This window comes from Akkermansia sp. BCRC 18949, from assembly GCF_045011645.1.
Classification (GTDB): domain Bacteria; phylum Verrucomicrobiota; class Verrucomicrobiia; order Verrucomicrobiales; family Akkermansiaceae; genus Akkermansia; species Akkermansia massiliensis.
The window spans coordinates 653,912-679,383 of the sequence record NZ_CP123619.1 but is presented as its reverse complement, the minus strand read 5'-3'; the positions used below and the strand labels follow the sequence as shown (position 1 = coordinate 679,383).

Here is a 25,472-nt window from a genome sequence, read left to right as displayed (position 1 = left end):
TATGTTAGAAGAGCCTTGCGCACAGCATGACATCCGTTGAGAAAAAACGCGCTCAAAAGACTCTTATAGTTTCCAGACACCGGTGCCAGCGCGCGCAAAAGCCCCCACCCGGGCGCCCGGGCAAAAGACGGCTCAGGTCTGGTACCTAACAAAGAACCTTACCGCATACTAATGAAACCAAAATTTGCAGTATCCGCCATCCTTCTCCTGATGACAGCCTCCCTGGCGCAGACGGGAACAGCCCAACAGGCTGAAGACCTCTATCAGGGCACCGTTGTCACGCGCCAGGAGACGCAGGACAGCATCACTTACACCTTGAAGGAGGACCTGAGCTTTTCCGGATTCCGGACGGAAGACACCGTCTTCGCAGGCAGCGTCTTCTTCAATCAGCTGGCAGACCACACCCGGCCCGCCAGCGAGTCCGTCATGACATTTACCGGCACGGGAATGTCCATGAGCTTTGACGATTGTTCCTCCATCCACAGCGACCGCTGGGTCAATGACAACGAAGGGGGAGGCGCCATCCGCGGAGAAACGCTCACCTTCACGGACATGGGCGACCTTTCCTTCAACAACTGCAAATCCATCGTGAATGCGGATACGAATGCCGGGGGCGCCGTGAACGCAAGGGGTGACATCACCTTCTCCCACATGGGCAATATTTCCTTCACCAACAACATGCTGGGTGACGACAGCCAGCAGGGGCAAGCCCTCGGAGGGGCCCTGTTCACGTGGGGAAAGATCGACTTTGAAAATACCAAGTCCATCCTGTTCAGCGGAAACTCCACCGGACACTCGCCCACGAGCGCCCACTCCAACATCGGGGGCGCCATTTATGCAGGCGCGCATGATTCCACTTCTACGGCAACCAAGGCTTACATTCCCGCCGGGGAATATGCGCTGACGTTCCAGAACGTTACCGGAAACATGACCTTTGAAAACAATTCCGCATGGATAGCCGGCGCCATTTACGCTTATGCAGGCGCCGTAGACGGCTACGATAATACCGGAGGCGGCATGAAGATAGCCGGCGTCACCGGAGACGTGATTTTCAGGAACAACCGGGCGGACGCCGGGGAACTGGCCTCCGACTGGAACGGCAACTTCGGCGCAGTATACAGCGGCCAAGACCTGGACATCTCCAACATCGGCGGAGACCTGCGCTTTGAAGGCAACCAGGCCAGCAACAGCGCCGGGGCATTCGGCGTCAGCGGAAACTTCAACCTCAATAACATCGGCTCCATCACCTTCATCGGCAACCACGCGGACAAGACGTATGCCGTAGGCTGGATCAGCAAGGACTGGAACGTCACCAATACGGGAAACATCACCATTTCAGGAAACAGCTCGGACAATCAAATGGGAGGTGTAGCCGTCTTCGGCAATACCACGTTCAGCAACAATGGGGACATCACCGTGGAAGGAAACTCCACCAAGGGTTCCAACGGAGCCCTGCGCTTTTACGGAACGTTCAGCGTGACGGATGCAGGGAACATTTCCCTTTCCGGAAACAGCGCGGACCAGTACAACGGCGCCATTGAGGTGACCGGTAATACCTCGTTCACCCGGACCGGAAACATCTCCATGGACAATAATACGGCGGGCTGGCACTACGGCGTGGGGCAGTTCCACGGGAACCTGTCCTTTGCCAACACGGGAGACATCTCCATTTCCGGCAACAAATCCACGGACTACGGTTATGGCGCCCTCCTGGTGGATGGGAAAACATCCTTCGTCAATACGGGGAAGGTCACCATCTCCGGCAACTCGGCCAAATGGGACGTTGGAGCACTTCAGGGGGCCAACGGCCTGGAGTTCATCAACAACCGCGGCGGCGTGCTTATTGAGAACAACTCTGTGGACGGTGTTGCGGGAGCCATGCTCCTCTATTACAAGGATGCCGTCTTTTCCGCTGACCAGGGGGACATCATCGTGAAAGGCAACACGGAAAAACGCGGAGGGGCCAACCCTATTCTGAACTCCCTGGTGTTTGGAACCAACGGAAGCGCTTCCATGGACAGCGTGGTGCTCCGCGCGCAGGAAGGAAGGACGGTCACCTTCTACGACCCCTTCCGGAATGAAGGCGACGGAGTGGAGTATGACAACATTGTCTATGACTTCAACAAGTCCGAAGGAGTGGATACCACTCCTTACAACGGAACGGCTCCGGAATTCACCGGAACCATCCGCTTTTCCGGAGCGGAGGCGGACAAGCTGATCACCCAGGCCGCCGGAGAAACGGAAGCCGACTGGCAAAACCGGCTGGCGGAGTCCAAGTACTTCAATGTCAGCGGAAAAACCACCTTGTACGATGGTACCCTGATTCTGGAAGACGGTGTGACATACGGCAACAAGGACCTCACCAAAGACTCATCCTTCACTGTGAACAAGGGCGTTCTGGAAATCACGGGAAACAGTTCCGTGAACAGCAGGAACATCACCATTGAATCCGGCGTGACCCTGAGAACCGGAAGGGGCGCCGCCTTCCATGCGGACACGATCGACATCAGCAAGGGCGTCATCTTTGACTTCCGCCCCTTCATGGACGATTACAGCTCCGGACTCAGCATTGAGCAAGCCAACAGCCACACCATGGGCGGCTCCATGGGAGTAGCGGATTCCCTGGAGGATTACGCCCACAAGAGATGGGCCGAGAAGCAGCGCTTCCTGGCCATAGCCATCGGGGAAGCGGCCATTCCCGGAACTTCCGGGGATTTTGACGACATCTATTCCACAGCCACCGGAACCAATACGGTCAACTCCCCCTATACCTACGAAGGGTACTGGACCAAGGAATGGGAAGACCTGGACGGAGACGGAATCAACGACCATCTGTACGCCGTCTGGAACCCCACCGCCGGCATTGAAGAGATTCTCCCGGAACTGGACGGGGCGGACATCGGCAACTCCATGTGGAGCTCCGCTTCCAACATGAAGTCCGTTTCCAATGCCGCTCTGGGCCAGGTGGGCATCACCCGGTTCCTGATGGGTCCGAAGAATAACTTCTGGATCAAGGGAATGGGAGACTTCACCTACCATGCCACCCGCGACGGCATTGACGGCTACGACTACAACGGTGGCGGCTATGCCGTGGGTGCGGACCGCAGGTTCACCCCGAACACCATTCTGGGCGCCGCCTTCGGCAACCTGTACGGCACCAACAAGAGCCGCAGCTGGCCCAGCGAAGTGGACCAGACCTCCTACGTTGCCCTGCTTTACGGAGCATGGAGAAAGCAGCTTGCCCCCAAGGACATGCTGACCATCAGCGGAACAGCCGGCTTCGGATGGACAACCAACAAGCTGGACTCCTATTATGACGGAGGGGCTTCCCACGGCAAATGGCAGAACAGAATGGGCTTCGCCACCCTTCAGGCCACGTGGGACCACAGCCTGAACAAGGGCTGGACGCTCTCCCCCTTCCTGGGAATCGAGTACACCCAGGTCAACCAGAATTCCTTCACGGAAACGGGATATGACGCCCGGCACTTCGACCGCGGGAATCTGAAGAACCTGAGCCTGCCCGTGGGCGTAGGCGTCAGCAAGGCCCTGCAATTCAGCAACGGCGTGCTGTGGGTGAACAGCCTGTCCGTAAGCTACGTGCCCGACGTGGTGCGTGACAACCCGGAAACCAGGGCCACGCGCCTGCTGAACGATTTCAGCTGGACCGCGAGGGGTTCCCGCCCGGACCGGAACGCCGTACGCGTCAATTACAACAGCACCGTCGTCATCAACCCCAAATGGACGGCCTACGCCGGCTATGAATTCGAAGGCAGGAGCAAGTCAACCTACCACCGGGTCAACGCCGGGGTAAGCTACGCCTTCTAAGTCGCGCATGACGGCAGCGGGCACGTTCCGCTGCCCTGCGCCCCCTGCCCAGTCAACGGGCTGCATTCCTCCGGGATTGCAGCCCGTTCGATTTTTTCCGGAAACCGGCAGCAACAAGCGTAAAGAACGCACTGGCCATTTCACCGGAAATGCACGCGTCCGTTGCTTTCCAGGAGGCAGAACAATTAAAAAAATGGACCGGCCGGCCTCCGGCAGGCTACACCGGAAACCCCGTCATGGAATCATGCGTGGGAAGCTTCCCTTACATACAGCACATGCGGATACAGGACGGAATCCGGAGCTACTTTGGGATGGTTGAATTCCGCCGTCTTCCTCATTCCGGCACGCTGCATCACGGCCTGGGAAGGAAGATTCACACAGGCGGTGAAGGAATACACCCGGTCAAGGCCCAACCTGGCAAAACCGTGCTCCAAACAAGCCCTGGCCCCTTCCGTGGCGTAGCCATGCCCCCAGGCTTCCGGCACAAGCCGCCAGCCTATTTCCACACAGGGCGTGAAGTCCGCTTTAAAATCCGCCCAATGAAAACCAAGGAGGCCGATGAGGGAGCCGGAAGATTTCAGCTCTACGGCGTACACCCCGTAACCCTTTTCATCCAGTTCCGCCCGCAGGCGGTTCCACATGGCGCGGGATTCCTCCTCCGTCATGACGGCGGGGAAGAAACGCATCACCCGGGGATTGGCGTTCATGGCCGCAAAAAAGGGCCAGTCCCTTTCCCCCCACGCCCGGAATGCCAGCCGTTCCGATTCCGGCAAGAGCAGTTTTCCTCCCGGCATGGCGCTAGTTGTACATGGAAAGTTCCGTTTCCAGCTCCGGACAGCGGTTCACGCGGAACCGTTCGTCCAGCTCCAGTATTTGACTATGGCCCAGGCTGTCCTTGATCGTGAGATTGACCTTGGAACGACCGGGGTACCTTTTCAGGATGTCCCGTATCTGCTCCAGATTTTTCCTCGTGTGGCGCAGGGGGCTGACAATGATATTCAGAGGGCCCTGGTCCCCGGCCTTGGACTTGCGCCTCCTGCCTCCCAGCGGGTCCACGCTCTGCGCGGCCACGCTCTTGGCGGAAGTGCGGTCATCCTCCCGGATGTTGGCGCGCACGGAGACGAAGACGCCCGGTTCCAGGCCGCCTTCCATTTCCAGGGCCTTTTCATAGACATCCGACCACAGCAGCACTTCAATGCTGCCGGTAAAGTCTTCCAGTGTGAGGATGGCGAATTTCCTGCCTGCCTTGCTGATCTTGGGGATGACGGAGCGCACCATGCCGGCGATCTGGTGCTTCTGCTTGAGTTCGTGCGACTCCAGCGCGTCAATGAGACCGATGCGGGTGTATTTTTCCGCATCAATGACGCCGCGCATGGAGTCCAGCGGATGGCCGCAGAAGTAGGCGCCCAACAGGTCCTTTTCATCCCCCATGCGCTGCTCCTTGGACCATTCCAGAACAGCAGGCTCATCCTTCACCCTGGGAGCTTCAAAAGTCATGTCAAACAGGGCGCCCTGCCCCAGGGCCTTGTCCTTGTGCACCTGGGATGCGCCGCTGAGGGCCAGGTCCACCCGCTCAAACAGGGCGCAGCGCGGTTCCAGCGTCCAGTCCAGCGCTCCCGCGCGAATCAGGGATTCCAGAATCTTCTTGTTGACGGATTTGGAATCCAGCCTGTTGCAGATGTCCTCCATGCTGGTGAATTCCCCGTTTCTTTCCCTTTCCTCCAAAAGAATCTGCATGGCTCCTTCCCCCACATTCTTGATGGCCGCCAGTCCGTAGCGCACGGCCAGCTTGCCGGAAGGCGTTTCCTCCGGAGTGAATTTGAGCATGGATTTGTTCACGTTGGGGGGCAGGATTTCAATGCCCATGCGGTTGGCTTCCTGAATGAACACGCCGATCTTGTCGTTGTTCGCTTCATTGGACATCAGGCCGCAGAGGAATTCCACCGGGAAGTGTGCCTTGAGGTAGGCCGTCCAGTAGGAAATGTGGCCGTAACAGGCGGAGTGGGATTTGTTAAAGCCGTACCCGGCGAATTTCTCAATCTTGTCAAAGATGGCCGTAGCCGTCTTTTCATCAATCTGGTTGGTTTTCCAGCACCCTTCCACGAAGTGGGCCTTTTCCTTGGCCATTTTTGCAGGGTCCTTCTTGCCCATGGCGCGCCTCAGCAGGTCGGCCCCGCCGAGCGTGTAGCCCGCCAGCAGCTTGGCCGCCGCCTGAACCTGTTCCTGGTAAATCATCACGCCGTAGGTCTCTCCGCTGACCTGTTCCAGCAGCGGGTGTTCATACACCACCTGGCGCAGCCCCTTCTTGACCTCGATCATTTCATCCATGAACTGCATGGCTCCCGGACGGTAAAGGGCCAGCAAGTCAATGATGTCTTCAATCTTCTGGATGCCGTAGCGCCGGCAGGTATCCACCATGCCGCCGGATTCCAGCTGGAACACGCCCATCGTGTCCCCCCTGTTCAGCAGGTCCAGCGTTTCCCGGTCATCCAAGGGCACGGAATCCAGCTTGAAGTCCGGCACGCGCCAGCGGGCGTATTCCTCCGCATCATGCATGACGGTCAGGGTTTTCAGACCCAGGAAGTCCATTTTCAAGAGACCCACTTCATAAATCGCGCTCATGTCGCACTGGGCGACGACGGCTGCATGAGGATCAGACAGGTCGTCACGGGTGAGCGCCACATGCTCGTCCAGCGGACGGTCACCAATCACGACGCCCGCCGCGTGCACGCCCACGTTGCGGATCAGCCCTTCCAGGCGCGTCGCATAACCCCAGAGCTCCGCGTATCCTTCATCGGAGGCGATCAGCTCCCGCAGTTCCTCACTGCTCTTGTAGCTGGACTGGAGGGTTACCTTGGGACCGGGTTCAATCAGCTTGGAAATGCGGTCTCCATCCGCGTAGGACATGTCCATCACGCGGGCCACGTCCCTGAGCACGGACTTGGCGCCCATGGTGCCGTACGTGATGATGTGAGACACGGCGCGCTCCCCGTATTTCTGCCGCACATAGTCAATCACCTCCGGACGGCGCGTCTGGCAGAAGTCAATGTCGATATCCGGAGGGCTGACGCGCTCCGGGTTCAGGAAACGTTCAAAGATCAGCCCGAACCGCAGGGGGTCGATGTTCGTGATCTTCATGGCATACGCCACCAGAGAACCGGCGGCGGAACCGCGGCCGGGCCCCACGGGAATGTCATGGTCCTTCGCCCAGTTGATGAAATCCGCCGTAATCAGGAAGTAGGAGGGGAATTTCAACTGGTTGATAATCCCCAGCTCATAATCCAGGCGGTCGCGGAGTTCCTTGTCCTTAGCCACGCGTTCCTTGCCGTACCGCTCCTCCAGTCCTTCATAGCATACCTTGCGCAGGTAATCCTCACGCGTGGAGCCGTCCGGAGTGCCGAATTCCGGGTATTTTTCCGTACTGGCGGAGTCCAGCTTGATGGTGACGTTGCACCGTTCCGCGATTTTCAGCGTGTTTTCCACGGCGTCCGGATAGTCCCTGAACACCTCCCTCATTTCCTCGGGGGATTTCAGGTAGACTTCCGTGGAGTAGCGCATGCGCTTGGGAGAAGCCAGCTTTTCGTTGGTGCCGATGCAGATCAGCACGTCGTGCATATCGTGGTCCTCCTTCCGGAGGAAGTGCACGTCATTGGTAGCTAGAATGGGGGTATTGGTCTTGCGGGCGATGCGCACCAGCTCCGGCAGGCATTTTTTCTGCTCCTCCATGCCATGGTCCTGAAGCTCCACAAAAATGTTGTCGTCCCCGAAGATATCCTTCAGCGCCAGGAGGGCTTCCTCCGCCTTTTCAGGCTGGTCATTGAGCAGCCATTCGTTCAGCGGCCCGGCAAGGCACGCCGTACAGCAAATAAGACCTTCATGGAATTCCCGCAGGGTTTCCATGTCCACGCGGGGCTTGTAATAAAAACCTTCCAGATGGGACCGGGATACCAGCTTGACCAGGTTCTGCCAGCCGGTTTCATTTTCCGCCAGCAAAAGCAGGTGCGTATATTTGCGGCGCCCGGGAAGCTGTTTTTTCACGCCGATGGGCGTGGGGGAAAGGTACACCTCGCAACCGAAGATGGGCTTCACCTCCTGCTTCTGCGGTCCTTCCGGATGTTCCTTGTTCCAGGCGGCCACGGATTTGTTAAGGCTGTTCGCCTCCATGACCAGCTCAATGGCCCCGAAGAGATTGCCGTGGTCCGTGATGGCTACGGCCGGCATTCCCATGCGGGAACATTCGGCAATGAGGTCCTTGATATGGACTGCGCCGTCCAGCAGAGAGTATTCCGTGTGATTGTGAAGATGTACGAAGGAACCGGGCATGAATGAAACCTGTAGGCAGTGAATAAGGAGAATCAGGAGTTAACGGGGCATTCAGCCTTCATGGCTTCCACGCATTCCCGGATGAGGTCCGGCCCGCGGTAAATGAACCCTGTGTAGAGTTGCACCAGGCTGGCCCCGGCCTTGATTTTCGCGACGGCGTCCGCGCCGCTCATGATGCCGCCTACGCCAATGATCGGGATGCGCCCCTTCAATTCGGAGGCGAACGCTCCAATAACTTCCGTAGACCGCGCCGTCAACGGCGCGCCGGACAGGCCGCCGGCTTCTTCACGACGCGGGCTGGCTTCCACCCCGGCCCGGGAAAGCGTGGTGTTCGTGGCAATGAGGCCGTCCAGACCTTCATCCAGGAAAACGCGGCTGAGTTCCGCAATTTGCTCATCCGTCACATCCGGCGCCACCTTCATGAAAATGGGCACATTGCGTCCGGTTTCCACAGCCAGGTTGGACTGCTCCGATTTCAGGGATGCCAGCAGGCGCGCGGCGGGTTCGGCCGCCTGAAGGTCGCGCAGTCCGGGCGTGTTGGGAGAAGAGAAGTTGATGGCAATGTAATCCGCCACGGGCCATGCCGCACGCAGGCAGGTCAGGTAGTCCTGGGCCGCATCTTCATTGGGCGTCACCTTGTTTTTTCCGATGTTAACTCCCAGGACGCCATGAAAACGGGTGGCGGAGCGGATGTTCTCCACTCCGGCGGCAATGCCTTCATTGTTGAATCCCATCCGGTTGATAATGGCCTGCTGGGGAATCAGGCGGAACAGGCGGGGTTTGTCATTGCCCGGCTGCGGCCGCGGAGTCAGCGTGCCTACTTCCACAAAGCCGAACCCGGCCTGGCCGAAGGCGTTCACCGTATCCGCCTCCTTGTCCATTCCGGCGGCGAGACCCACACGGTTGGGGAATTTCATCCCCAGGATTTCCACGGGGTCGGAAGGAACCTCCCCCATCAGAAGGGGCAGTACGCGCATCTTTTCTGCCAGGCGCAGCCCCCACAAGGTCACTTTGTGGGCGGTTTCCGGATTCATCTGGAACAGTACACTTTTAGCGGCGGAATATAAGGCGGGTGACACGATGCGGGGAGTGTATCACACCCTCCTTTAGGGTCAAGAATGGGAAGCGTCTTGCCGGGATGATTTTATCCGGTACAATTCCCTGCCATGAACAGGAAGGAACGCCTCTCATCCTGCCGGCTATACGGCATCGCGGATATGGGATATACCGCTGAACATCAATTAATCTCCGTTACGGAAAAATTGCTGGCGGGCGGTCTGGGCATCCTCCAGCTCAGGGCGAAAAACCATGATCCGGAACATATCGCGCGCATGGGTAGCCGGCTTGCCCCGCTGTGCCGCGAATACGGCTGTCTTTTCATCATCAACGACTATCCTGAAATTGCCCTGAGCACAGGGGCGGACGGCGTCCATCTAGGCCAGGACGACGGGGAACTGGCTCCCGTGCGGGCCATGCTGGGGGCGAACGCCATCATCGGGCGTTCCACGCACAGCCCGGAACAGGCTCTGGGCGCGTTCCGGGAGCAGGCGGACTACATCGGATTCGGCCCCTTGTTTCCCACGGGCACCAAGCCGGGAAGGCCGGCGATCGGCCTGGAAGACATTGCAGGCGTGCGGCGGCAATTACCGGAAGAGTTTCCCGTCTTCTGCATCGGAGGCATTAATGGAAACACGCTGCCCTCCGTTCTGGAGGCGGGAGCAAGCAGGGTCGTCATCGTTTCCTGGCTGCTTACACACCCGGATATAACGGAAACGGTCGCGGCGCTTAGAAAAAGACTGGGAGAAGCGTGAGGAAAGACGCGCCTTCCCGGGTATTGCATTCCACTCCTGCGGTTACCCCTGTCTTTCCTCTCCCTCCGGAGAAAGAGCCGGACGGGAAATCAGCAGGACCGCCGTATCTACAATCATTTGCAGGATGCGGTCCTGATCCTTCATCCACGGCTCCTTGTCATGAAGTTCCAGCCGTGTGACGTATTTCCCCAGCGTGGCATGGAAAATGGAACTCATGATATGTATGTGCCAGGATATGGAAAGCTCATCGTCCCATGGGCAGAATCGGCGAACCCTCAACGTCATCTCCCGGATGAGCGGAGCATAGAATTCATCGTAAATCTTCCTTCCCAGGTATTCCGGTTCCTGGGGCAGCCGCCACAGCAGGCGCGCGTGATCCGGACCGCCCAGGTTTTTATCCAGCAGCAAACGGAAAGCGGGCTCAATGAAGGCACGGGCATACGCCCTGAGGGACGGATGAAGGTCCGCTTCTTTCAGCATTTTCATGCGCTCCTCCATCAGGGGTTCCGCATATTGCCTGAAAACGGCCAGGTACAGTCCTTCCTTGTTTTCAAAGTAGTAAACAATGGAGGCCAGGTTCACCCCTGCTTCAGAGGCAATCGCCCTCATGGTCACTCCGTCAAATCCCCTGAGGGCAAAAAGTTTCTGCGCGGCACGGAGAATTTTACCGCTGGTTTCCGCAGAGCGGTCCGACTGGGATTTGCGGATGGAAGCCATCGTTTCAAAAGATCAAACGGTGCTGCCGCCTAGCGGGAGGAACGGCTTGAACCAGCGGCTTTCACCAACTGTTCCATGTCCTGGGAAGACTGGATGGGCTTGCCGTCCTTATCCACCAGAATCATCGTAGGGATGCCGCGCGGGGCCACCTTTTTGGCAAGCTCCGTCAAATCCTGCCTCAGCAGGATGGGCCAGGGCATGTTGTTGGCGGCGGCCCATTTCTGGGCGGCTTCCAGGTTCTGGTCCAGATTGCACATGATCACTTCCACATCCGGATTGTCCTTCACCGCCTTGTTGTAGGCCTCCACGCTGTGGGGCGCATTCCGGCAACACGGGCCGCACCAGCTTGCGCTGAAATACAGGATGAAATGCCCGGGATTCAGCTTCCCGTCCTTCTTTTCAAGCTTGCCGTTTCCCAGCATGTAGGTTTTCCCCTTCATTTCCTCCGCCACGGGGCCGGACGGCACGGAGGACCATTCCGCAACAGGCTTACCTATCACTTCCTTGTGTTCCTCCAGCCACGCGCGGTCTTCTTCGGAAAGCTTTTCCAACGGCATGGTGATGGGCTTTTTGGCCGTAGTTACCAGCTTGACGGTCTTCATGTTCAAGGCAATAGGACGTGCCTCCACCGTACTGCCCGTGCTTTTATTCGTCCAAATGCGGAGGGACGGATCCTCCGACGCTCCGGGAGTGTCCGCAAAACAGAAGGAGGAACCCGCTACGAATGCGGACACCAGCAGAATACGCCAGGGGGAAAATTTCATGCGCATAACGCTGATATACTACTTCTTACCTTCCATGTCGAGAAGCTGATTCCAAAATCTGCCTTGCCTGCGCGTGCCCAGGATCGCGGCGCAGGGCTTCCGCGGCGGCGGCGGCGGCGTCACGGTACCGTCCGTTGCGGTAAAGCATCACCGCCAGCGTGAACGGAATATCCGCATTCTCCTTGTCCAGGGAGGAACAGTTTTCCAGGTCCTGAAGAGCCTGTTCCAGCCGTCCCACCTTTTCATTCAGCAGGGCGCGGTTGAACAGGGCACGGATGAAGGAGGGTTCTATTTTCAGAGCTTCATTAAAGGATTCCAGCGCGCCCGGCTCATCGTTGTTTTCAATCTGGCCCAGGCCCAGCAGATACCACAGATTGGCATCCTTCGGAGCCAGCCGCACGGCCTCCCTCATCTGGTCCACCGCCTCCCCGCTGCGGCCCTGGGAGGCCAGGAAAACGGCATAATCCCGGTGCACCACGGAAGAGGTGGCATCCCATTTCAAAGCCTTGGCAAACCACTGTTCTGCCGCCTTCGCATCCTTGCGGCTGATGGCTATCTGGGCCAGCTTCATCGCCCCGGACGGCTGGTCCGCCTGGTGCAGGGCGGCGGCGGTCAGCTCCTTCATGCCGGGGCTGTCCGGCGGCAGGGAATCCCGGAGGGCCCACTCCGCCTGCAGGCGCACTACCTTGAAGGGATCATTGAGCAGTTTGCCCGCGGCGGGATTGCCCGCACGGCCCATCACCTTGGCGGCGGCGGCGCGCGTCAGGGAGTCCGGATCCTTGACCGCCGCTGCAGCTAGCTCCTGAACGGCAGGTTCATGCGCCCAGGCATCCATCAGATCCAGCAGCGTCGCGCGCCATGCGCCCACTTCCTCCCGTTTGAAGCATTCCATCAGGAGGGGCAGCACATCCTCCCGCCCTTCATAGGCACGCTGCACGGCCCGGGTGCGGTCCCTGTACTGCGCCATCTTGGGCTTGGCCCCGTAATATTTTTCCACCGCTTGCGCGGCCCATTCATTACTCTTTTCCCGGTGGCACATGGTACAGGCATTCGGAATGTCCAGCTCCACGCTCAGGAGGGGATCGGGAGAATTGAAGGAATGGTCCCTGCGCGGATCGCGGGCCATGTACAGGCTTTCCGGCATGTGGCATTCCACACAGCGGGCGCCCATGCTGGACTGCGGACACGGCGTATGACTGGCCATGTCAATGACGGGGGCTTTTACGCCGTTTACCGCCTCCCCGGTGCCGTGGCACCGCAGGCAGAGCGTGTTATCCTCCTGCGGAAGCTTCAGCGTTCCCGTATGCGGGTCATGGCAGTCCAGGCAGGTGACGCCCGCCTTGCCCATGCGGCTCAGGCGCAGCCCGGTTTCGCAATAATCCTCATCCCTCTGCATGCCGTTGGGCCAGAAAACGCCGGGCTGTACGGGAAGCACGAGCTGGAAATGGTTGTCAAAACGGTCGCCAACGGCAAAATCGTGATCGAATTCATCCCGCCGGGCGTGGCAGGAAGCGCAGTTGTCATGAACCTGCTGCGGCGTCAGCTTGTCCCTGGTGGAAATCATGCATCCCGTCCCCTCCTCCGGCTTGTCCAGCAAGGGGCCGTGGCACTGGATGCAAGTCACGCCGGGTTCCGTCCAGGTGGAGGCATAGCGGTCCTTGACCGGATCATAATTTTTATGGAACAGGGACATGTGGCACCACGCGCACTGCGTGTTCCAGTTCATGCCACGGCCCGTCCAGTGCCCCCAGTCCCCTGGTTGCCGGGCATCCTTGCCAAAGATATCAAACCATTCCTTGCGGTTCACGTCCCACGCGGCGCTCAGGGTATGATAACCGCCGTCCTTGGCGGGAACCAGGTACTGCACCAGGGGGATTCTCCCCGTGGCCCAGTCCGCGCGCCAGGAGGTTGAGGACTGGCCGTCATGCACCATGCGCCCCTCTGCATTTGTGGAGAATTGAAGAATGCTGCCGTGGGCGTTCAGCTTCATGTTATGGAACGCCTCAGATTCCCACTGATCCCCCAGCTTGCGGAACGCCCAGGCGTGATCCGATCCGGCCCACTGCCGGAATTCCTTTTCATGGCAAGCCCCGCACTGCATGGAGATGGGAACTTCATTCTGGTCCCAGTGCTCGCTGCCGCCTGAGAAAACGGCCGGCTGGGCCTCCGCGCCGGAACGCCGGTCTATCCATGCCTTCATCATCGTGCCTACCCCGATCAGCGCCCCAAGAACAACAAGGAGAACAACCCACTTTTTCATGGAGGGGCGTTTCATGGAAGCATCGGCGGACTCAGGTTGGGACATGACGGAAAATATTCTGCCATATCATACGCGCTCCACCAAGGAACTTTTGCACAAAGCAACGCGGTTCCGGCGCATTCCCGCCTGAGTCCCGCGGATTATTCCTCTTCTTCCAGAGCTTCCTCCCGCATCAGTGGAGTAATCCGGGTTACGGTGCAGCGTTCCACACCGCCGTTCTCCGTCCGGGTCACCTTGAATTCCAGGCCGCGGTAGCCCACGGTGTCCCCTTCCTCCGCCGGAGCTTCCAGCAGATTGAGAATCAGGCCGCCCACAGTATCGATTTCCTCACTCTGCAAGTCCATGTCCATGGCTTCCCCCAGCTCCTCAATACGGGCAAGTCCGGACACGTCGCAGGAGAAGCCCACCGCATCCCGCGGCAGGTCTGTCAATACTCTGATGCGGCCGCGGTCCCAGCCCATCACCTCGGAAAACACGTCCGTCAGGGTCAGCAGGCCGGAGGTTCCCCCATGCTCGTCCAGAATGATGGCAAGGCGCACATTGTCCTTCCTCATGATTTCCACCACGTTGTCAAACTTCACCGTCTTGGGCACCTTGGGAATGGCGTGGATGTATTCGGACGTCAGGGCCTTCCCGCGCAGCATGATGCGGAACAGGTCACGGGCATGCACCATGCCCACCACGTGGTCCAGGTCCCCGCGGTAGACAGGGTAGCGGGTACGGCGGGTGCGGCGCACGATTTCCCTTATCTGCTCATGCCCAGCTCTTTCCGGAATGGCGTCTATCCTGACGCGCGGAGTCATGACCTGGTGAACATACAGGTCTTCCAGGTCAAACAGGCCGTCCATGATGCGGCCGGATTCCTGCGGCAGGGCGCCATTTTCATGGCTTTCCTCAATGATGTACTGAAGTTCTTCCGCAGAATGGTAATGGGATTTGGATTCATTCCTGTCCACGCCCAGCAGCCTCAGGAAGAAGTTGCCCAGGGTGTTCATGCCCACCACCAGCGGATACAGGCAGAGCTGAATCACGTACATGGGCATGGTAATGATGAGGCAGAGCTTCGTGGCGTACTGGAGGGAAAGAGCCTTGGGCACCATTTCCCCGAGCACGATGTGCAGGTACGTCAGCACCGCTACGGACAGAACGCTGGCTGCGCCATGCGCCACCAGCCAAGAGGCCCAGCCGTACTGGGCCAGCCATTCGTGGAGCCATCCGGCCACGGCATGCTCCCCGTACATGCCCAGCCCCAGGCTGGCGAATGTGATGCCGAGCTGGGCCGTGGCAATGTAGCGGTCCTGCAAACGGGGCGTTTTCAATATCTGGGAAACACGGCGCGCCACCATGTTGCCGGACGCCCCCATTTGCTCAAGAGCCGCGCGGGGCGCGCCAAGCAGCGCAAATTCCGCGGCCACAAACAGGCCGTTCAGTACAATCAGCAGCAGAATAATAAAAATCGTCATCATGATTCCACCCCGCTTTCCATGGCAGGTTCATCCTCCTTTTTCTCCGGAGGCAACAGAAGGATGGAGGAAACGCGGTTGTGGTCCATCTTTTCCACCACCAGCACGCGCCCCGCAATAATCAGGCGGTCCCCCTCCTTCGGAATGCAGGACATGTGCTTGATCACGCAGCCGCCCACTGTGGTGGCGCCGTTCATCAGGAAGGGCACCAGGCATTCCGCCTTATGGGCGCGCATCATGCCGGGAATGCGCACGGAACCGTCCGGCAGGTATTCCACCTTTTCCCCGGAGCGGATGAATTCCTCATCAATATCCCCCACCATTTCACCCAGCAGCCGTTCCAGCGTCACCAGCCCCACGAACTTGCCGTACTCATCCAGCACAAAGGCTTCCTTGGCCTTGTCCTCCCGCAGACGGGACATCAGCATCTCCACCGTCTGCATCTCCATCACGCACGGCACCTGCCGCAGCATGGAGCGCAGGGGAGGCAAAACACCCTTTTCCGCATACGCGGCCACCATGTCCTTGATGTGCAGCATGCCGATGACGGCCTCCCGGTTTCCTTCATACACCGGAATATGGGTATGGGGCCTGTCCGCAATCATGTTCAGAATATCCTCCTGGGTAGCGTCCACATCCAGGCAGACGAGCTGGAAACGGGGAATCATGATCTGCTCCACCGTACGTTCCGCCAGGGAAAGCGCGCTGTGCAGCCGTTCATGTTCATCCTCCTCCAGCATGCCGCCCTGGTGGCTTTCATCCAGCAGCATGTTGATCTCCTGCTGGGAGTGGATGTGCTGGTGGCCTCCGGGGGGCAGACGGAACAGTTTAAGCAGCAGAAGACCGCTTCCGTTCAGGAAGTCAATGAACCATGCGAAGAAGGTCAGCGTCCAGCGCATGGGGTAATACGTGTACAGGGCCGCCTGCTTGGGAAACTGCAGCGCCAGGGACTTGGGCATCAGTTCCCCCAGAATCACCTGCAGGACCGTCAGGACGACCAGCACTACAATGGCGGCTACGGAATTGGCCATCACGGAATCCATGCCGCCAAACCGTTCAAACAGGGGGAGCAGGTAGGCGGACAGTTCCACCTGGCCGTACGCACCCAGAATCAGGCTGGAAATGGTAATGCCGAACTGGCAGGCCGCAATGTAGCGGTCCAGTTCCTTCGTGTTTTCCAAAATCCTCAGCAAATGGGCAGCCACCTTGCTGCCGCCTTCCGCCATCTCCCGGATCATGTTGCGGCGCACGCTCACCGCTGCGAATTCTGCGGCAACGTAAAAGGCGTTGACCAGAATCAGGAAAAGAATAACGAAGATGATAAAAAGAATCATGTATGGCGGGGGTGTCCGTAAAACGCAACGGGCATCCGCATCATAGGAACCAAAAAAATCCTGTCAAGAACGGGAAACAAAAAAATCTGCCATGCGGACCGCGCACTTCATTCCTCCAGCATTGCTTCCCGCCCTTCTTCCATGATAGGCTGGGGAATGCCCTCTATCCGCTTTTTGCTGCTTCCACTGCTTCTTTTCAACCTTTGCGTGGCCTCCATGCCGGAAACGCAGCCGCCTTTCAGCGGTCAGTCCATGGAACGGCTGGCTTCCCTGCTGGACATCCCCTCCACTTCCGGAGCGGAAGCCCCCCTCCAGCAATTCTGGCTCAAGCACGTGGCGCCCCTGGCGGACAGTTCCGGCACGGACGCGCATCAAAATGCCTGGGCTACATTCCGCAGCCCGGACCCGGACGCCCCGGAATTGCTGATAGACGCCCATGCCGACGAAGTGGGCGTTGTCATTGCAGGCATCACTCCGTCCGGCTTTCTGAAAGTAAGGCCCGTCGGTTTTCCGGACTTCCAGTCCATGCTTTCCTGCCCTTACCGTTTTGACGGGGAACACGGCCCCGTCACCGCCTTTGCCGGGGCGGTTCCCGGCTGGTGGCTGAACCGCGAGCCCCTTCCGGCAGGAGGGGAATACATCCTGTTTGACGCAGGGGCATCCAGCGCGGAGGAAGCACGGGAAATGGGCTTGAGCGTCGGCCGGCGCGGCGTTCCCTCCACCAAGCCGGAATTGCTGCACGGCACGCGCCTGATGGCCCACGGCCTGGACTGCCGCCTCAATTCCTTCATGCTGATGGAGCTGGCCTCCTTCCTGTCCCGGCACAAAAAAGACCTGAAATACCACGTCACGCTCCTTTCCTCCTCCCAGGAAGAAACAGGGCTGGCAGGAGCCACGGCGTATTGTGGCAGGAACCGTCCCAAACTGGCTATTGTTATTGACTGCACGCTGGATACCGTCCAGCTGGACGACCTGCCGCCCCGTGAAGAAAACGAGCGATTGAGCCGCCAGGCCATGGGGGAAGGCCCCGTCATTTTTACTCATGACAAAATTTTTTACCAGCCTATCACTGCCCAACTGCTCCAACTGGCGGAAGAACACGGGATTCCGTTCCAGAAGGACGCCGCTTTCCCGCCCGGCATGGCCAATTTCGTCCCCGTCAAGCTTTACGGCGTCCACGCCACTTTTCTGGGCCCCCCATCCGCTACATGCATTCTCCCCGGGAGCTGGCGGACCTGAAGGACGTGAAAGCCACGCTGGATCTGCTGGGCCGCTTTCTGTGCACGCCTCCTTCTGCTGAAGTGAAAACGGCGTCCGTGCAGAAAAAGGAACATCCCTGACGTCCCGCAGGAATGCCGTACGGCAAAAAAATCTTCTTACGGAAGGAACGGCAATAATGCAGGCACGAATCCAGCCCGCGGTCCAGAAACATACCGCTGCAAAAACAAAACCGCCTCCCGGTTTCTTCCGCAGCCTGTTCTCCTTGGCTGCCTGATTTTTCCCGGCTCCTCCCTGAAACGGCAAAAAAACATCCGGAAGATCACGCGAACAGCCCTTCCCTTCTTACAGTCAATCCCCCCCTTAAACAATCAAACAGCCCCGCTCCCGGAACAAACCGGAAACGGGGCTGGAAGTTTAAAGGTTCAATGGAAAAACCGTTATTCCGTGATGCCGGCGGCTTCCGCTTCGGCTGCCTTGGCGTCGCGCAGAGCGGCGCGCACGGACATCTTCACACGGCCCTTGTCGTCGATGCCGATGCACTTGGCAGTCACCACGTCTCCCACGCTAACGACGTCTTCCGTCTTGGCGGTGCGGCCTTCGGCCAGCTCGGAGATGTGAATCAGGCCGTCCTTGCCGGGAAGCACTTCCATGAACGCGCCGAAGGTGGTCGTGGAAACAATCTTGCCGGTGTACAGTTCACCGATTTCAATGGTCTTGAACATGCGGGTGACCAGTTCCAGCGCACGGTCCAGGCCTTCCTGCTTGGAGGCGTAGATGTGCACGGTGCCGTCTTCCTCAATGTTGATGTCGGCGCCGGATTCAGCCTGGATGGCCTTGATGTTCTTGCCGCCGGGGCCAATCAGCTCGCCAATGCGGTCGGCGGGAATCTTGGTGGTCTCAATGCGGGGGGCATTCGGGCTCATCTGGGCCGGAGCCGCAATGGCGTCATTCATGACTTTCAGCACGTCCGTGCGTCCGGCCTTCGCCACGTGGATGGCTTCTTCCAGAATGGAGAGGGGGATGCCGGGCAGCTTGAGGTCCAGCTGGTAGCCCGTCACGCCTTCAGACGTGCCGCAAAGCTTGAAGTCCATGTCACCGTAGAAGTCTTCGGAACCGATGATGTCCAGAAGGGTCTTGTACGTGGTGATTTCATGCTGGTCATTCTGTTCCGTCACCAGGCCCACGGAAATGCCCGCCACGGGGCGCTTGAGGGGCACGCCGGCCGCCAGCAGGGACATCGTGCCCGCGCAGACGGAAGCCATGGAGGTGGAACCGTTGGATTCCATGATTTCAGAAGAAATGCGGATGGCGTACGGGAATTCCTGTTCACTCGGGACAACCGGAGCGATGGAACGTTCCGCCAGGGCGCCATGGCCGATTTCACGACGGTTCTGACCGCCGAAACGACCGGTATCGCCCACGGAGAAGGGCGGGAAGTTGTAGTGCAGGATGAAGCGCTTTTCATTCACGCTGCCCGTGTAGTTGTCCATGTACTGGCGTTCTTCCATCGGAGCGAGCGTCGCCAGGCAGAGGGACATGGTTTCACCGCGGGCAAACATCGCGGAGCCGTGCACCACGGAGGGCAGCACGTTGATTTCCGCGGTCAGGGGGCGCAGTTCCTTGAGGGCGCGGCCGTCGGCGCGCTTGTCCTTGTCCATGATGGAGATGCGGAAGGCCTTCTTCTGAATGTATTCAAAGACCTGTTCCACGTCAAAATCGGTAGCTTCCGGATGGCGTTCCTTGATGGCGGCTTCCACTTCGTCGCGCAGGGCTCCCACCTTCTTCTGCCGTTCCACCTTGGAGGCGGCATAGATGGCGTCTTCAATGCGGTCACCGGCGATTTCATAGCCGATTTCCAGCAGTTCCGGCTTGGCAAGGCAGAGTTCGTAGGAACGCTTTTCCTTGCCGCAGACGGCGCGGAGTTCTTCCTGCTTTTCACAAAGAACCTTCACGTTTTCCTGAGCCAGGCGCAGGGCGGCGATGAAGTCTTCTTCCGGCAGTTCGTTGGCGGAACCTTCAATCATGATCACCTGGTCCTTCGTCCCGGCAAACACCAGGTCAAGCTGGCTGTTTTCACGCTGGGAGTTGGTCGGGTTGATGATGAACTGGCCGTCAACGCGGCCCACGCGGACGGCGCCCACGGGTTCGGCAAAGGGGAGGTCGGAAACGACGCAGGCGGCGGAAGCGCCGTTGATGCTCAGAATGTCCGGTTCATTTTCACCGTCGGCGGAGAGCAGAAGGGTAATCACCTGCGTATCATAGAAGTAGCCCTTGGGGAACATCGGGCGCAGGGGGCGGTCCGTCATGCGGCACGTCAGGATTTCCTTTTCCGTGGGGCGGCCTTCACGCTTGAAGTAGCCGCCGGGGAACATGCCCGCGGCAGCGGCCTTTTCCTTGTATTCCACGGACAGGGGGAAGAAGGTCTGGCCTTCCTTGACTTTGGTGGCGCTCACCACGGTCACGAGAACGACGGTATCGCCGCTGCGGACGACAACCGCGCCGTCTGCCAGACGGGCCATTTTTCCGGTTTCAATCGTGATGGGATTCGTACCAACGTTGCATTCAACTGAATGTATGCTCATTATATTTCTTGTCTTTCAGTCACCCGCAGCCTCATCAGCCCATTCAGACCGGCTCCGGGCGGGAAGCCTGAATGGCGTCAGGTACGGGCAGTGCCTCAGGAAGAGTGTTATCCGCAGCAGCCTTTTCCCAGAAATGAAGGGGAACACTGTCCGCGCGGCAGGGCGCACATCCCAGATGGATCAAACGCTCCGGCCCAGTCTTACCGGCTTGACAGCCTGTGAAAATCCGAAAATTTCTCAAGGCATGCCCGACAGAAACGCACCGGGAAACGAGTCCCCGAACGTCGGATGCCAGCATAAGCCCTGTCAAGGAGAATGCAAGCAAATAGTTTGATAGCCCCGCTGTTCCGTGCTTTTCCCCGCCACCTGTCGGGAATGGACATCCCCTCCCTTCCCTGCCGGAAAACTTCCTCCGGAGCAGATGGGGGCATCCCCGGCGGCAAGAACCGTCCCTCATGCGGAACCGGGGCGCTGCTGCCATCCGCCGCCGAGAGCCTTGCAGAATTTGACGACGGCATTCAGCCGCATCTGCGCGGCATCCGCCATGTCCAGCTCCCCGCTCAGCAGGCTCCTGTGCGTATCCAGGGCATCCATCAGCCCCACATACCCGGCCTCATACTGCCTGGACGCAATGTCCCAGCTGCGGCGCAGGCAGTTCACTTCATCAAGCGTAGCTTCGTAAACCTCCGTACTTTTGCGGCGTTCCACCAGGGCATCCCTGATTTCCCGGAAGGCGTTCAGCACAGCCTGCTCATACGCGGCCTGGACGGCGGCGCATTCAGCATCCGCGGCGCGTACGGCGGCGCGCTTCCGTCCTCCGTCAAACAGGGTCTGGAGAATGCCCGCTCCCAATTCATAATTTCTGGAAGACTGGTTCAGCAGTTCGTTCAACTGGGTGCTGACCTGCCCCAGCTGCCCCGTCAGCACCAGGGACGGGAACCTGTCCTTCCGCGCCGCCTCCCTTCCGTAAAAGGCGGCTTTCAGCCGGGATTCCAGCTCCCAGATATCCGGACGGCGTTCGATCATGTCACCAGGGAGCCGCGCCGGAATGACCGGAGGAGAAGCCAGCAGGGCGGCATTGCCCCCGCCGGGCCTTCCGCCCTTCATCACCTGCCTGGGACTGTCCCCCACCAGCACGGACAGCACGCTTTCAGCACGGGACAGTTCGTTTTCCGACAGCCTGAGCTGGGCCAGCGTTTTGGAGCGCTCCGCCTGGACGCGGCGCAGGGCAAGCTCCGGGTACTGCCCCTGCACAAATCTTTTTTCATACATGGCGCAGGTCTGTTCATAGGAGGCGTGGACGCGGCGGATGATAAGGCATTTTTCCTCCCACGTGCGCACATTGATGTAGGCGGAGGCCACCTCCGCCGTCAGCCGCAGATAAACCGCATCCCGTGCGGCGGAAGAAGCCAGCAGCTCCGCCCGGGCGGCTTCCGTGCGCGCCCGCAGCTTTCCCCACAGGTCCACTTCATAGGAGAGCACGCCGGACATGGACCACAAATCCCTCGCCCGGTCCGGCAGGTTGTTCATGTAGCGTTCACCTTCGGACAATTCCTCGCTGCTGGCTCCGGCTTCCAGTTCCGCCCGGGGCAGCATGGCGGCGCCCGTCCGCGCCGCCAGGGCGGAGGCCTGGTCCACCAGGGCGGACGCGCGGACAAGATCGCGGTTATGAGCCACGGCCTTTTCTTCCAGACGGTCCAGCGCACGGTCATTGAAAATGCGCCACCACCCGGCCCCTACGGGAGAAGTCCGGGCCGTTCCCTCCGGCATTTCCATGACGGGCCTTTCAAATACGGCGGGACTGCCGCAGGAAGCCAGCAGCGCGGCCATGAGAAGAAGCATCAGACGTTTCATGAAGCGGCCTTCCTTTCCGGGCTGGATTTCAGGCAGAACAGGGCAAACAGGACTCCCGCCGCCCCCACGATCACGGTGCAAAGATAAAAGGTATCCACGGAGAACACCTGGCTCTGGAGCGCCACGGCCTTTTGCAGCACCGCATCCACGGATGCATGGATTTCCCGCGCCGTGCCGCCGGTTTCCGCAAAGTGCCTCTGCCACATGTCAAGCGTATGCGCCGTTCCCGGGGAATCGTCCCTTACCTGTTCCGCCATGCTGAAGCGGAACCCCGTTTTCATATGGGCCAATACCGTGCTCACACTGCTGACGTACAGGGAAATGAAGATGTAGCGCACGGTGTTCAGCGTCCGGGAGGAAGCGGCGGCGGAACGCCCCTCCACCCCTCTCAGGGCAAGCGGCGTGGCCGTATTCAAACAGAAGGCATAACCGATTCCGAACAGCCCCAGGGGCCACGCCACGTCCAGCCAGGAGCAGCCCGCGTCCAGCCGGGACAGGAAGAAGGCGGAGGCGCCCAGCGCCAGCAGCCCCGCCATCATGCCCACCCGCAGGGCCAGCCTGCCCTTCTGCATCAGGGGGAGCACCAGCGCCGCGCCGCCGCAAAATCCGGCCACCAGAACCATGAACACATAGGCAATGCCCACCGGTTCATAATTCATGACATTGCGCATGAACTGCACCGTTCCCACCCGCACCCAGCAAATGCAGAAGATGTTGCACAGGGACGCCAGCAGGCCGCACAGGAACCGCCAGTTGCCCAGCACGCGGACGTCCAGCAGAGGGGTGCGGTGGGTCATGCAGGAAATGAAGGCCAGGGCAAAGGAACAAAATCCGCCGTACATCCAGGCCAGCACGCCGGGCGCCGTCCAGCCGTCCGTCTCTCCGTAAATGAGCACCATCAGCATGCACACGCATCCCATCCCCACCGCCAGGAAGGAAAACCAGTCGAATTTTCCTCCCTTGGGAATCTTCTGGTCGGGAACGTACAGCGTCGTCAGCACGGCCAGAACGGCTGCCGCTGCGCCCACAATGACGAACAGCCCCCGCCAGTGCCAGTACTGCACCAGCAGGCACCCCACTACCGGGCTGGCGCAGGAAGCCACGCCAATGGAACAAAGTTTCACTCCCATCGCCACGCCGCGGCGCTCCGGCGGCAGGGCGGCATTCACCAGCCCCGTTCCGTACACCAGCGCCAGGCCGCCTCCTGCCCCCTGAAGGAAGCGGGCCGCAATCATGAGGAAGAAATGGTCCGCCGCCAGTCCCAGCAAGGTTCCGGCCAGCATGATCAGCAGGGCCGTGCGCAGGGACCTTCTCAGTCCGATGCGCGCCCACAGATACGCCGCCACGGTAAAGGAGAGGGCAGTTCCCAGCGGGCACGCCGCACCCGACCAGGAAACATCCAGGGTGCCCACCACAAATGTGCCTGACAAATCCGGTGTGGCCGCCGTGATGCAGCCCATATTCAGAAACGTCAGCATCGTGCACGCGCAGGCCATCCCCGCCAGCAGGCGCCGTTTCCACGCCGGAACCATTGTTTGCATAACCGGACCGCTCATACTTTTTCCTTAAAAATCAATGGAAACCTTTCCCTGCATTCCCGGGCGGAATACTACTCCGTCCTCCGGCTTCGGCAGGCTCACCTTGACGGGAAAACGCTGCATGACCTTGGTGAAGTAACCGCTGACGTTCTCCGTGGAAATCAGGGAGAATGTCGCATAGGTGGCCGCCCCTATTTCATAAACCGTGCCGTGGAAAACCCTGCCGTCATAACCGTCCAGCGTGAACTGCACGTCCTGACCCTGCCGGATGCGCCCTATCTTGGTTTCCTCCACGCGGACGTTGAGCCAGATGTCTCCGCCGTCCACAATGGAAAACAACTTCTGGCCGGAACTGACCATCTCCCCGCCGTTCACCAGCTTGCGGGCCACCACGCCGTCCACGGGGGATTTAACCACGCATTCCCCGCACAGCACTTCCAACTCCTCCAGTTCCGCCCGTGCGGCTTCCAGCTGGGCCTGGGCGGATCTTTTTTCCTCCTCGCGGTAACCTTCCAGCTTGAGGGCCAGATTCTCCTGCTCCGCCTTCTCCAGCGCCTGCGCCGCCAGGTAGGTGGCCCGTACGGCGTCCCGGTCCGCGGAGCTGATGCCTGCCTGCTCCCTCACCAGCTTTTCAATGCGCTCGTAATCACGCCGCGCATGTTCCAGGCTGGCGGAGGCCTGGGCCGTCCTGGCCCGCTGGGACTCGATTTCCTGAGGGCGGAAGCCGGCCAGCATCTCGTCATGTCTGGCCTGCATCAGCTTGACGCGGGAACGCGCGGCCATCAGGCGCGCCTGCATGGTGCGGCTGTCCAGATGGGCAAGCGTCTGCCCGCGGCGGACGGTTTCCCCTTCCTCCACATCCACGCTGGTGACGCGCTCCGCCAGCTTTGATCCCACGGAAACAATGCTCGCCTCCACGCGGCAGTCGTCCGTTTTCATGGTGCGGCTCTCCCGGAAATGCCAGACTCCCCAGCCGATGGCTCCCACGGCCGCCAGGGCCATGCTGCCCAGTGAAATGGCCTTCAAATGCTTGCTCATGCGCCGCAGGATGTGCATTGCCGGGAAAATCCCTGAATGAACAGGCCAATGGTCAGCTTCATGGAGGCCACCTTGTCCTGCCATGCCTTGCTGTCGTCATTCAGGCAGTACATCAGCATGTAGCCGTGTAGGGTATTGACAAAGGCGCGCACCATGAGCCCCACATCCCCCTCCCTGACCTTTCCTTTTTCCTGCATGGCGCCCATGTAGTCACACAGGAAGGAATGAAGCTCCCGCGGGTCGCGCAAAAAATCATCTCCGTTCGTATCCACGGAGTCCAGCGCGCTCAAGTAGGCCCGGAAGGCGTTCCTTTTGGCCTTCGTCGCCTGGAAGTACAGGCGCGCAGCCAGTTTCAGGTCATGCGCCAGGTCCCACGTTTTCCTGTTCTCGAATTCCTTTTTCAGTTCGCTGGCATATTCCCGGTACCGGATGATTTCATCCAGCAGGGACTTTTTGGTGGCAAAGTAGCGGAAGACGGTCTTTTCACAAATACCGGCCTTTTTCCCTACTTCCTGAACGCTGACGCGGTGGAACCCTTTTTCACTCATCAGTTCAATGGCCGCCTCCACGATTTTTCTCAGCGTGTTCTGCTGGACCCGTGTCATTTGTTCCATAGATGTCTGTCAGGCTAACAGACATTTTTTAAAGGTCAAGGCCTCTTCCGGAACAAAAATACGGGGAACCGCCCTTCCCCCGCGGCAAAAAAACGACCGCTGCGGAAAACCGCAACGGCCGAATCAAA

The 25,472-nt window shown here is 59.4% G+C and carries 17 protein-coding genes; 4 read left to right on the top strand and 13 right to left on the bottom strand.

Going from position 1 to position 25,472, the window contains the following annotated elements; genetic code table 11:
- Window positions 1–171: 171 nt before the first annotated feature.
- Window positions 172–3,825: an autotransporter outer membrane beta-barrel domain-containing protein gene (locus P8A25_RS02805; protein ID WP_215442461.1), complete on the top strand. Its 3,654-nt coding sequence runs from the start codon at window positions 172–174 to the stop codon at window positions 3,823–3,825.
- A 242-nt stretch (window positions 3,826–4,067) separates the two neighbouring features.
- Here the strand turns inward: P8A25_RS02805 and P8A25_RS02800 are convergent, their stop codons facing one another.
- Genes P8A25_RS02800 through P8A25_RS02790 form a run of 3 tightly spaced genes read right to left on the bottom strand, consistent with a single transcriptional unit; the run spans window position 4,068 to window position 9,227 of the window.
- Entirely contained in the window at window positions 4,068–4,619 is a 552-nt protein-coding gene (locus tag P8A25_RS02800; RefSeq protein WP_022396578.1) for a GNAT family N-acetyltransferase, read from the bottom strand.
- Between the two features lie 4 nt (window positions 4,620–4,623).
- Window positions 4,624–8,148: a DNA polymerase III subunit alpha gene (gene dnaE / locus P8A25_RS02795; protein WP_022396577.1), complete on the bottom strand. Its 3,525-nt coding sequence runs from the start codon at window positions 8,146–8,148 to the stop codon at window positions 4,624–4,626.
- Between the two features lie 32 nt (window positions 8,149–8,180).
- Window positions 8,181–9,227 carry a quinone-dependent dihydroorotate dehydrogenase gene (locus P8A25_RS02790; protein WP_102721907.1) on the bottom strand — a complete coding sequence of 349 codons (1,047 nt, stop codon included), beginning with the start codon at window positions 9,225–9,227 and terminating at the stop codon, window positions 8,181–8,183.
- A gap of 87 nt (window positions 9,228–9,314) precedes the next feature.
- On the opposite strand from P8A25_RS02790, the gene thiE reads away from it, so the two are divergent.
- A complete protein-coding gene (gene thiE, locus P8A25_RS02785; RefSeq protein ID WP_102721908.1) occupies window positions 9,315–9,959 on the top strand; it encodes a thiamine phosphate synthase in 645 nt (214 codons plus the stop codon).
- Between the two features lie 42 nt (window positions 9,960–10,001).
- On the opposite strand, the gene P8A25_RS02780 is transcribed toward thiE, so the two are convergent.
- The 5 genes from P8A25_RS02780 to P8A25_RS02760 form a co-directional block, all read right to left on the bottom strand.
- The gene (locus tag P8A25_RS02780) at window positions 10,002–10,676 is read right to left on the bottom strand and encodes a TetR/AcrR family transcriptional regulator (RefSeq protein ID WP_102721909.1); all 675 of its coding nucleotides are present in this window, start codon (window positions 10,674–10,676) and stop codon (window positions 10,002–10,004) included.
- Window positions 10,677–10,705: 29 nt separating this feature from the next.
- Window positions 10,706–11,446 carry a thioredoxin-like domain-containing protein gene (locus P8A25_RS02775; RefSeq protein WP_404838757.1) on the bottom strand — a complete coding sequence of 247 codons (741 nt, stop codon included), beginning with the start codon at window positions 11,444–11,446 and terminating at the stop codon, window positions 10,706–10,708.
- Between the two features lie 19 nt (window positions 11,447–11,465).
- Window positions 11,466–13,745 (bottom strand): tetratricopeptide repeat protein, encoded by a 2,280-nt coding sequence (locus tag P8A25_RS02770; RefSeq protein WP_215442459.1) that lies wholly within the window; start codon window positions 13,743–13,745, stop codon window positions 11,466–11,468.
- Between the two features lie 95 nt (window positions 13,746–13,840).
- Window positions 13,841–15,166 (bottom strand): hemolysin family protein, encoded by a 1,326-nt coding sequence (locus P8A25_RS02765; RefSeq protein ID WP_102721911.1) that lies wholly within the window; start codon window positions 15,164–15,166, stop codon window positions 13,841–13,843.
- Entirely contained in the window at window positions 15,163–16,497 is a 1,335-nt protein-coding gene (locus tag P8A25_RS02760; RefSeq protein WP_022396570.1) for a hemolysin family protein, read from the bottom strand. Before P8A25_RS02760 ends, P8A25_RS02765 begins: the two co-directional genes overlap by 4 nt.
- Before the next feature lie 156 nt (window positions 16,498–16,653).
- Here P8A25_RS02760 and P8A25_RS02755 point away from each other — a divergent pair, with 156 nt between their 5' ends.
- Together P8A25_RS02755 and P8A25_RS02750 are read left to right on the top strand one after the other, a co-directional pair.
- A complete protein-coding gene (locus P8A25_RS02755) occupies window positions 16,654–17,736 on the top strand; it encodes a hypothetical protein (protein WP_215442458.1) in 1,083 nt (360 codons plus the stop codon).
- Window positions 17,706–17,837 carry a hypothetical protein gene (locus P8A25_RS02750; RefSeq protein ID WP_286011365.1) on the top strand — a complete coding sequence of 44 codons (132 nt, stop codon included), beginning with the start codon at window positions 17,706–17,708 and terminating at the stop codon, window positions 17,835–17,837. The genes P8A25_RS02755 and P8A25_RS02750 overlap by 31 nt, the downstream gene beginning before the upstream one ends.
- 318 nt (window positions 17,838–18,155) lie before the next feature.
- Here P8A25_RS02750 and P8A25_RS02745 read toward each other — a convergent pair whose 3' ends face one another.
- The 5 genes from P8A25_RS02745 to P8A25_RS02725 all read right to left on the bottom strand — a co-directional run bounded on the left by P8A25_RS02745 (window position 18,156) and on the right by P8A25_RS02725 (window position 25,344).
- Window positions 18,156–20,300 carry a polyribonucleotide nucleotidyltransferase gene (locus P8A25_RS02745; RefSeq protein WP_022396568.1) on the bottom strand — a complete coding sequence of 715 codons (2,145 nt, stop codon included), beginning with the start codon at window positions 20,298–20,300 and terminating at the stop codon, window positions 18,156–18,158.
- Window positions 20,301–20,753: 453 nt separating this feature from the next.
- The gene (locus tag P8A25_RS02740) at window positions 20,754–22,154 is read right to left on the bottom strand and encodes an efflux transporter outer membrane subunit (RefSeq protein WP_215442457.1); all 1,401 of its coding nucleotides are present in this window, start codon (window positions 22,152–22,154) and stop codon (window positions 20,754–20,756) included.
- Window positions 22,151–23,695, bottom strand: a complete 1,545-nt coding sequence (locus P8A25_RS02735) for an MFS transporter (protein WP_215442456.1) — start codon at window positions 23,693–23,695, stop codon at window positions 22,151–22,153. Before P8A25_RS02735 ends, P8A25_RS02740 begins: the two co-directional genes overlap by 4 nt.
- Window positions 23,696–23,719: 24 nt before the next feature.
- Window positions 23,720–24,730, bottom strand: coding sequence for an HlyD family secretion protein (locus tag P8A25_RS02730; protein WP_180973226.1), 1,011 nt, complete (start codon window positions 24,728–24,730; stop codon window positions 23,720–23,722).
- Window positions 24,727–25,344 carry a TetR/AcrR family transcriptional regulator gene (locus tag P8A25_RS02725; protein WP_102728460.1) on the bottom strand — a complete coding sequence of 206 codons (618 nt, stop codon included), beginning with the start codon at window positions 25,342–25,344 and terminating at the stop codon, window positions 24,727–24,729. The genes P8A25_RS02730 and P8A25_RS02725 overlap by 4 nt, the downstream gene beginning before the upstream one ends.
- Between the last annotated feature and the right edge of the window lie 128 nt (window positions 25,345–25,472).

Coding starts and splice junctions, on each gene's coding strand:
- P8A25_RS02805 (WP_215442461.1), top strand. CDS start 172: ATGAAACCAAAATTTGCAGTATCCGCCATCCTTCTCCTGATGACAGCC.
- P8A25_RS02800 (WP_022396578.1), bottom strand. CDS start 4,619: ATGCCGGGAGGAAAACTGCTCTTGCCGGAATCGGAACGGCTGGCATTC.
- dnaE (WP_022396577.1), bottom strand. CDS start 8,148: ATGCCCGGTTCCTTCGTACATCTTCACAATCACACGGAATACTCTCTG.
- thiE (WP_102721908.1), top strand. CDS start 9,315: ATGAACAGGAAGGAACGCCTCTCATCCTGCCGGCTATACGGCATCGCG.
- P8A25_RS02780 (WP_102721909.1), bottom strand. CDS start 10,676: ATGGCTTCCATCCGCAAATCCCAGTCGGACCGCTCTGCGGAAACCAGC.
- P8A25_RS02775 (WP_404838757.1), bottom strand. CDS start 11,446: ATGCGCATGAAATTTTCCCCCTGGCGTATTCTGCTGGTGTCCGCATTC.
- P8A25_RS02770 (WP_215442459.1), bottom strand. CDS start 13,745: ATGTCCCAACCTGAGTCCGCCGATGCTTCCATGAAACGCCCCTCCATG.
- P8A25_RS02765 (WP_102721911.1), bottom strand. CDS start 15,166: ATGATGACGATTTTTATTATTCTGCTGCTGATTGTACTGAACGGCCTG.
- P8A25_RS02760 (WP_022396570.1), bottom strand. CDS start 16,497: ATGATTCTTTTTATCATCTTCGTTATTCTTTTCCTGATTCTGGTCAAC.
- P8A25_RS02755 (WP_215442458.1), top strand. CDS start 16,654: ATGCCCTCTATCCGCTTTTTGCTGCTTCCACTGCTTCTTTTCAACCTT.
- P8A25_RS02750 (WP_286011365.1), top strand. CDS start 17,706: ATGCATTCTCCCCGGGAGCTGGCGGACCTGAAGGACGTGAAAGCCACG.
- P8A25_RS02745 (WP_022396568.1), bottom strand. CDS start 20,300: ATGAGCATACATTCAGTTGAATGCAACGTTGGTACGAATCCCATCACG.
- P8A25_RS02740 (WP_215442457.1), bottom strand. CDS start 22,154: ATGAAACGTCTGATGCTTCTTCTCATGGCCGCGCTGCTGGCTTCCTGC.
- P8A25_RS02735 (WP_215442456.1), bottom strand. CDS start 23,695: ATGCAAACAATGGTTCCGGCGTGGAAACGGCGCCTGCTGGCGGGGATG.
- P8A25_RS02730 (WP_180973226.1), bottom strand. CDS start 24,730: ATGAGCAAGCATTTGAAGGCCATTTCACTGGGCAGCATGGCCCTGGCG.
- P8A25_RS02725 (WP_102728460.1), bottom strand. CDS start 25,344: ATGGAACAAATGACACGGGTCCAGCAGAACACGCTGAGAAAAATCGTG.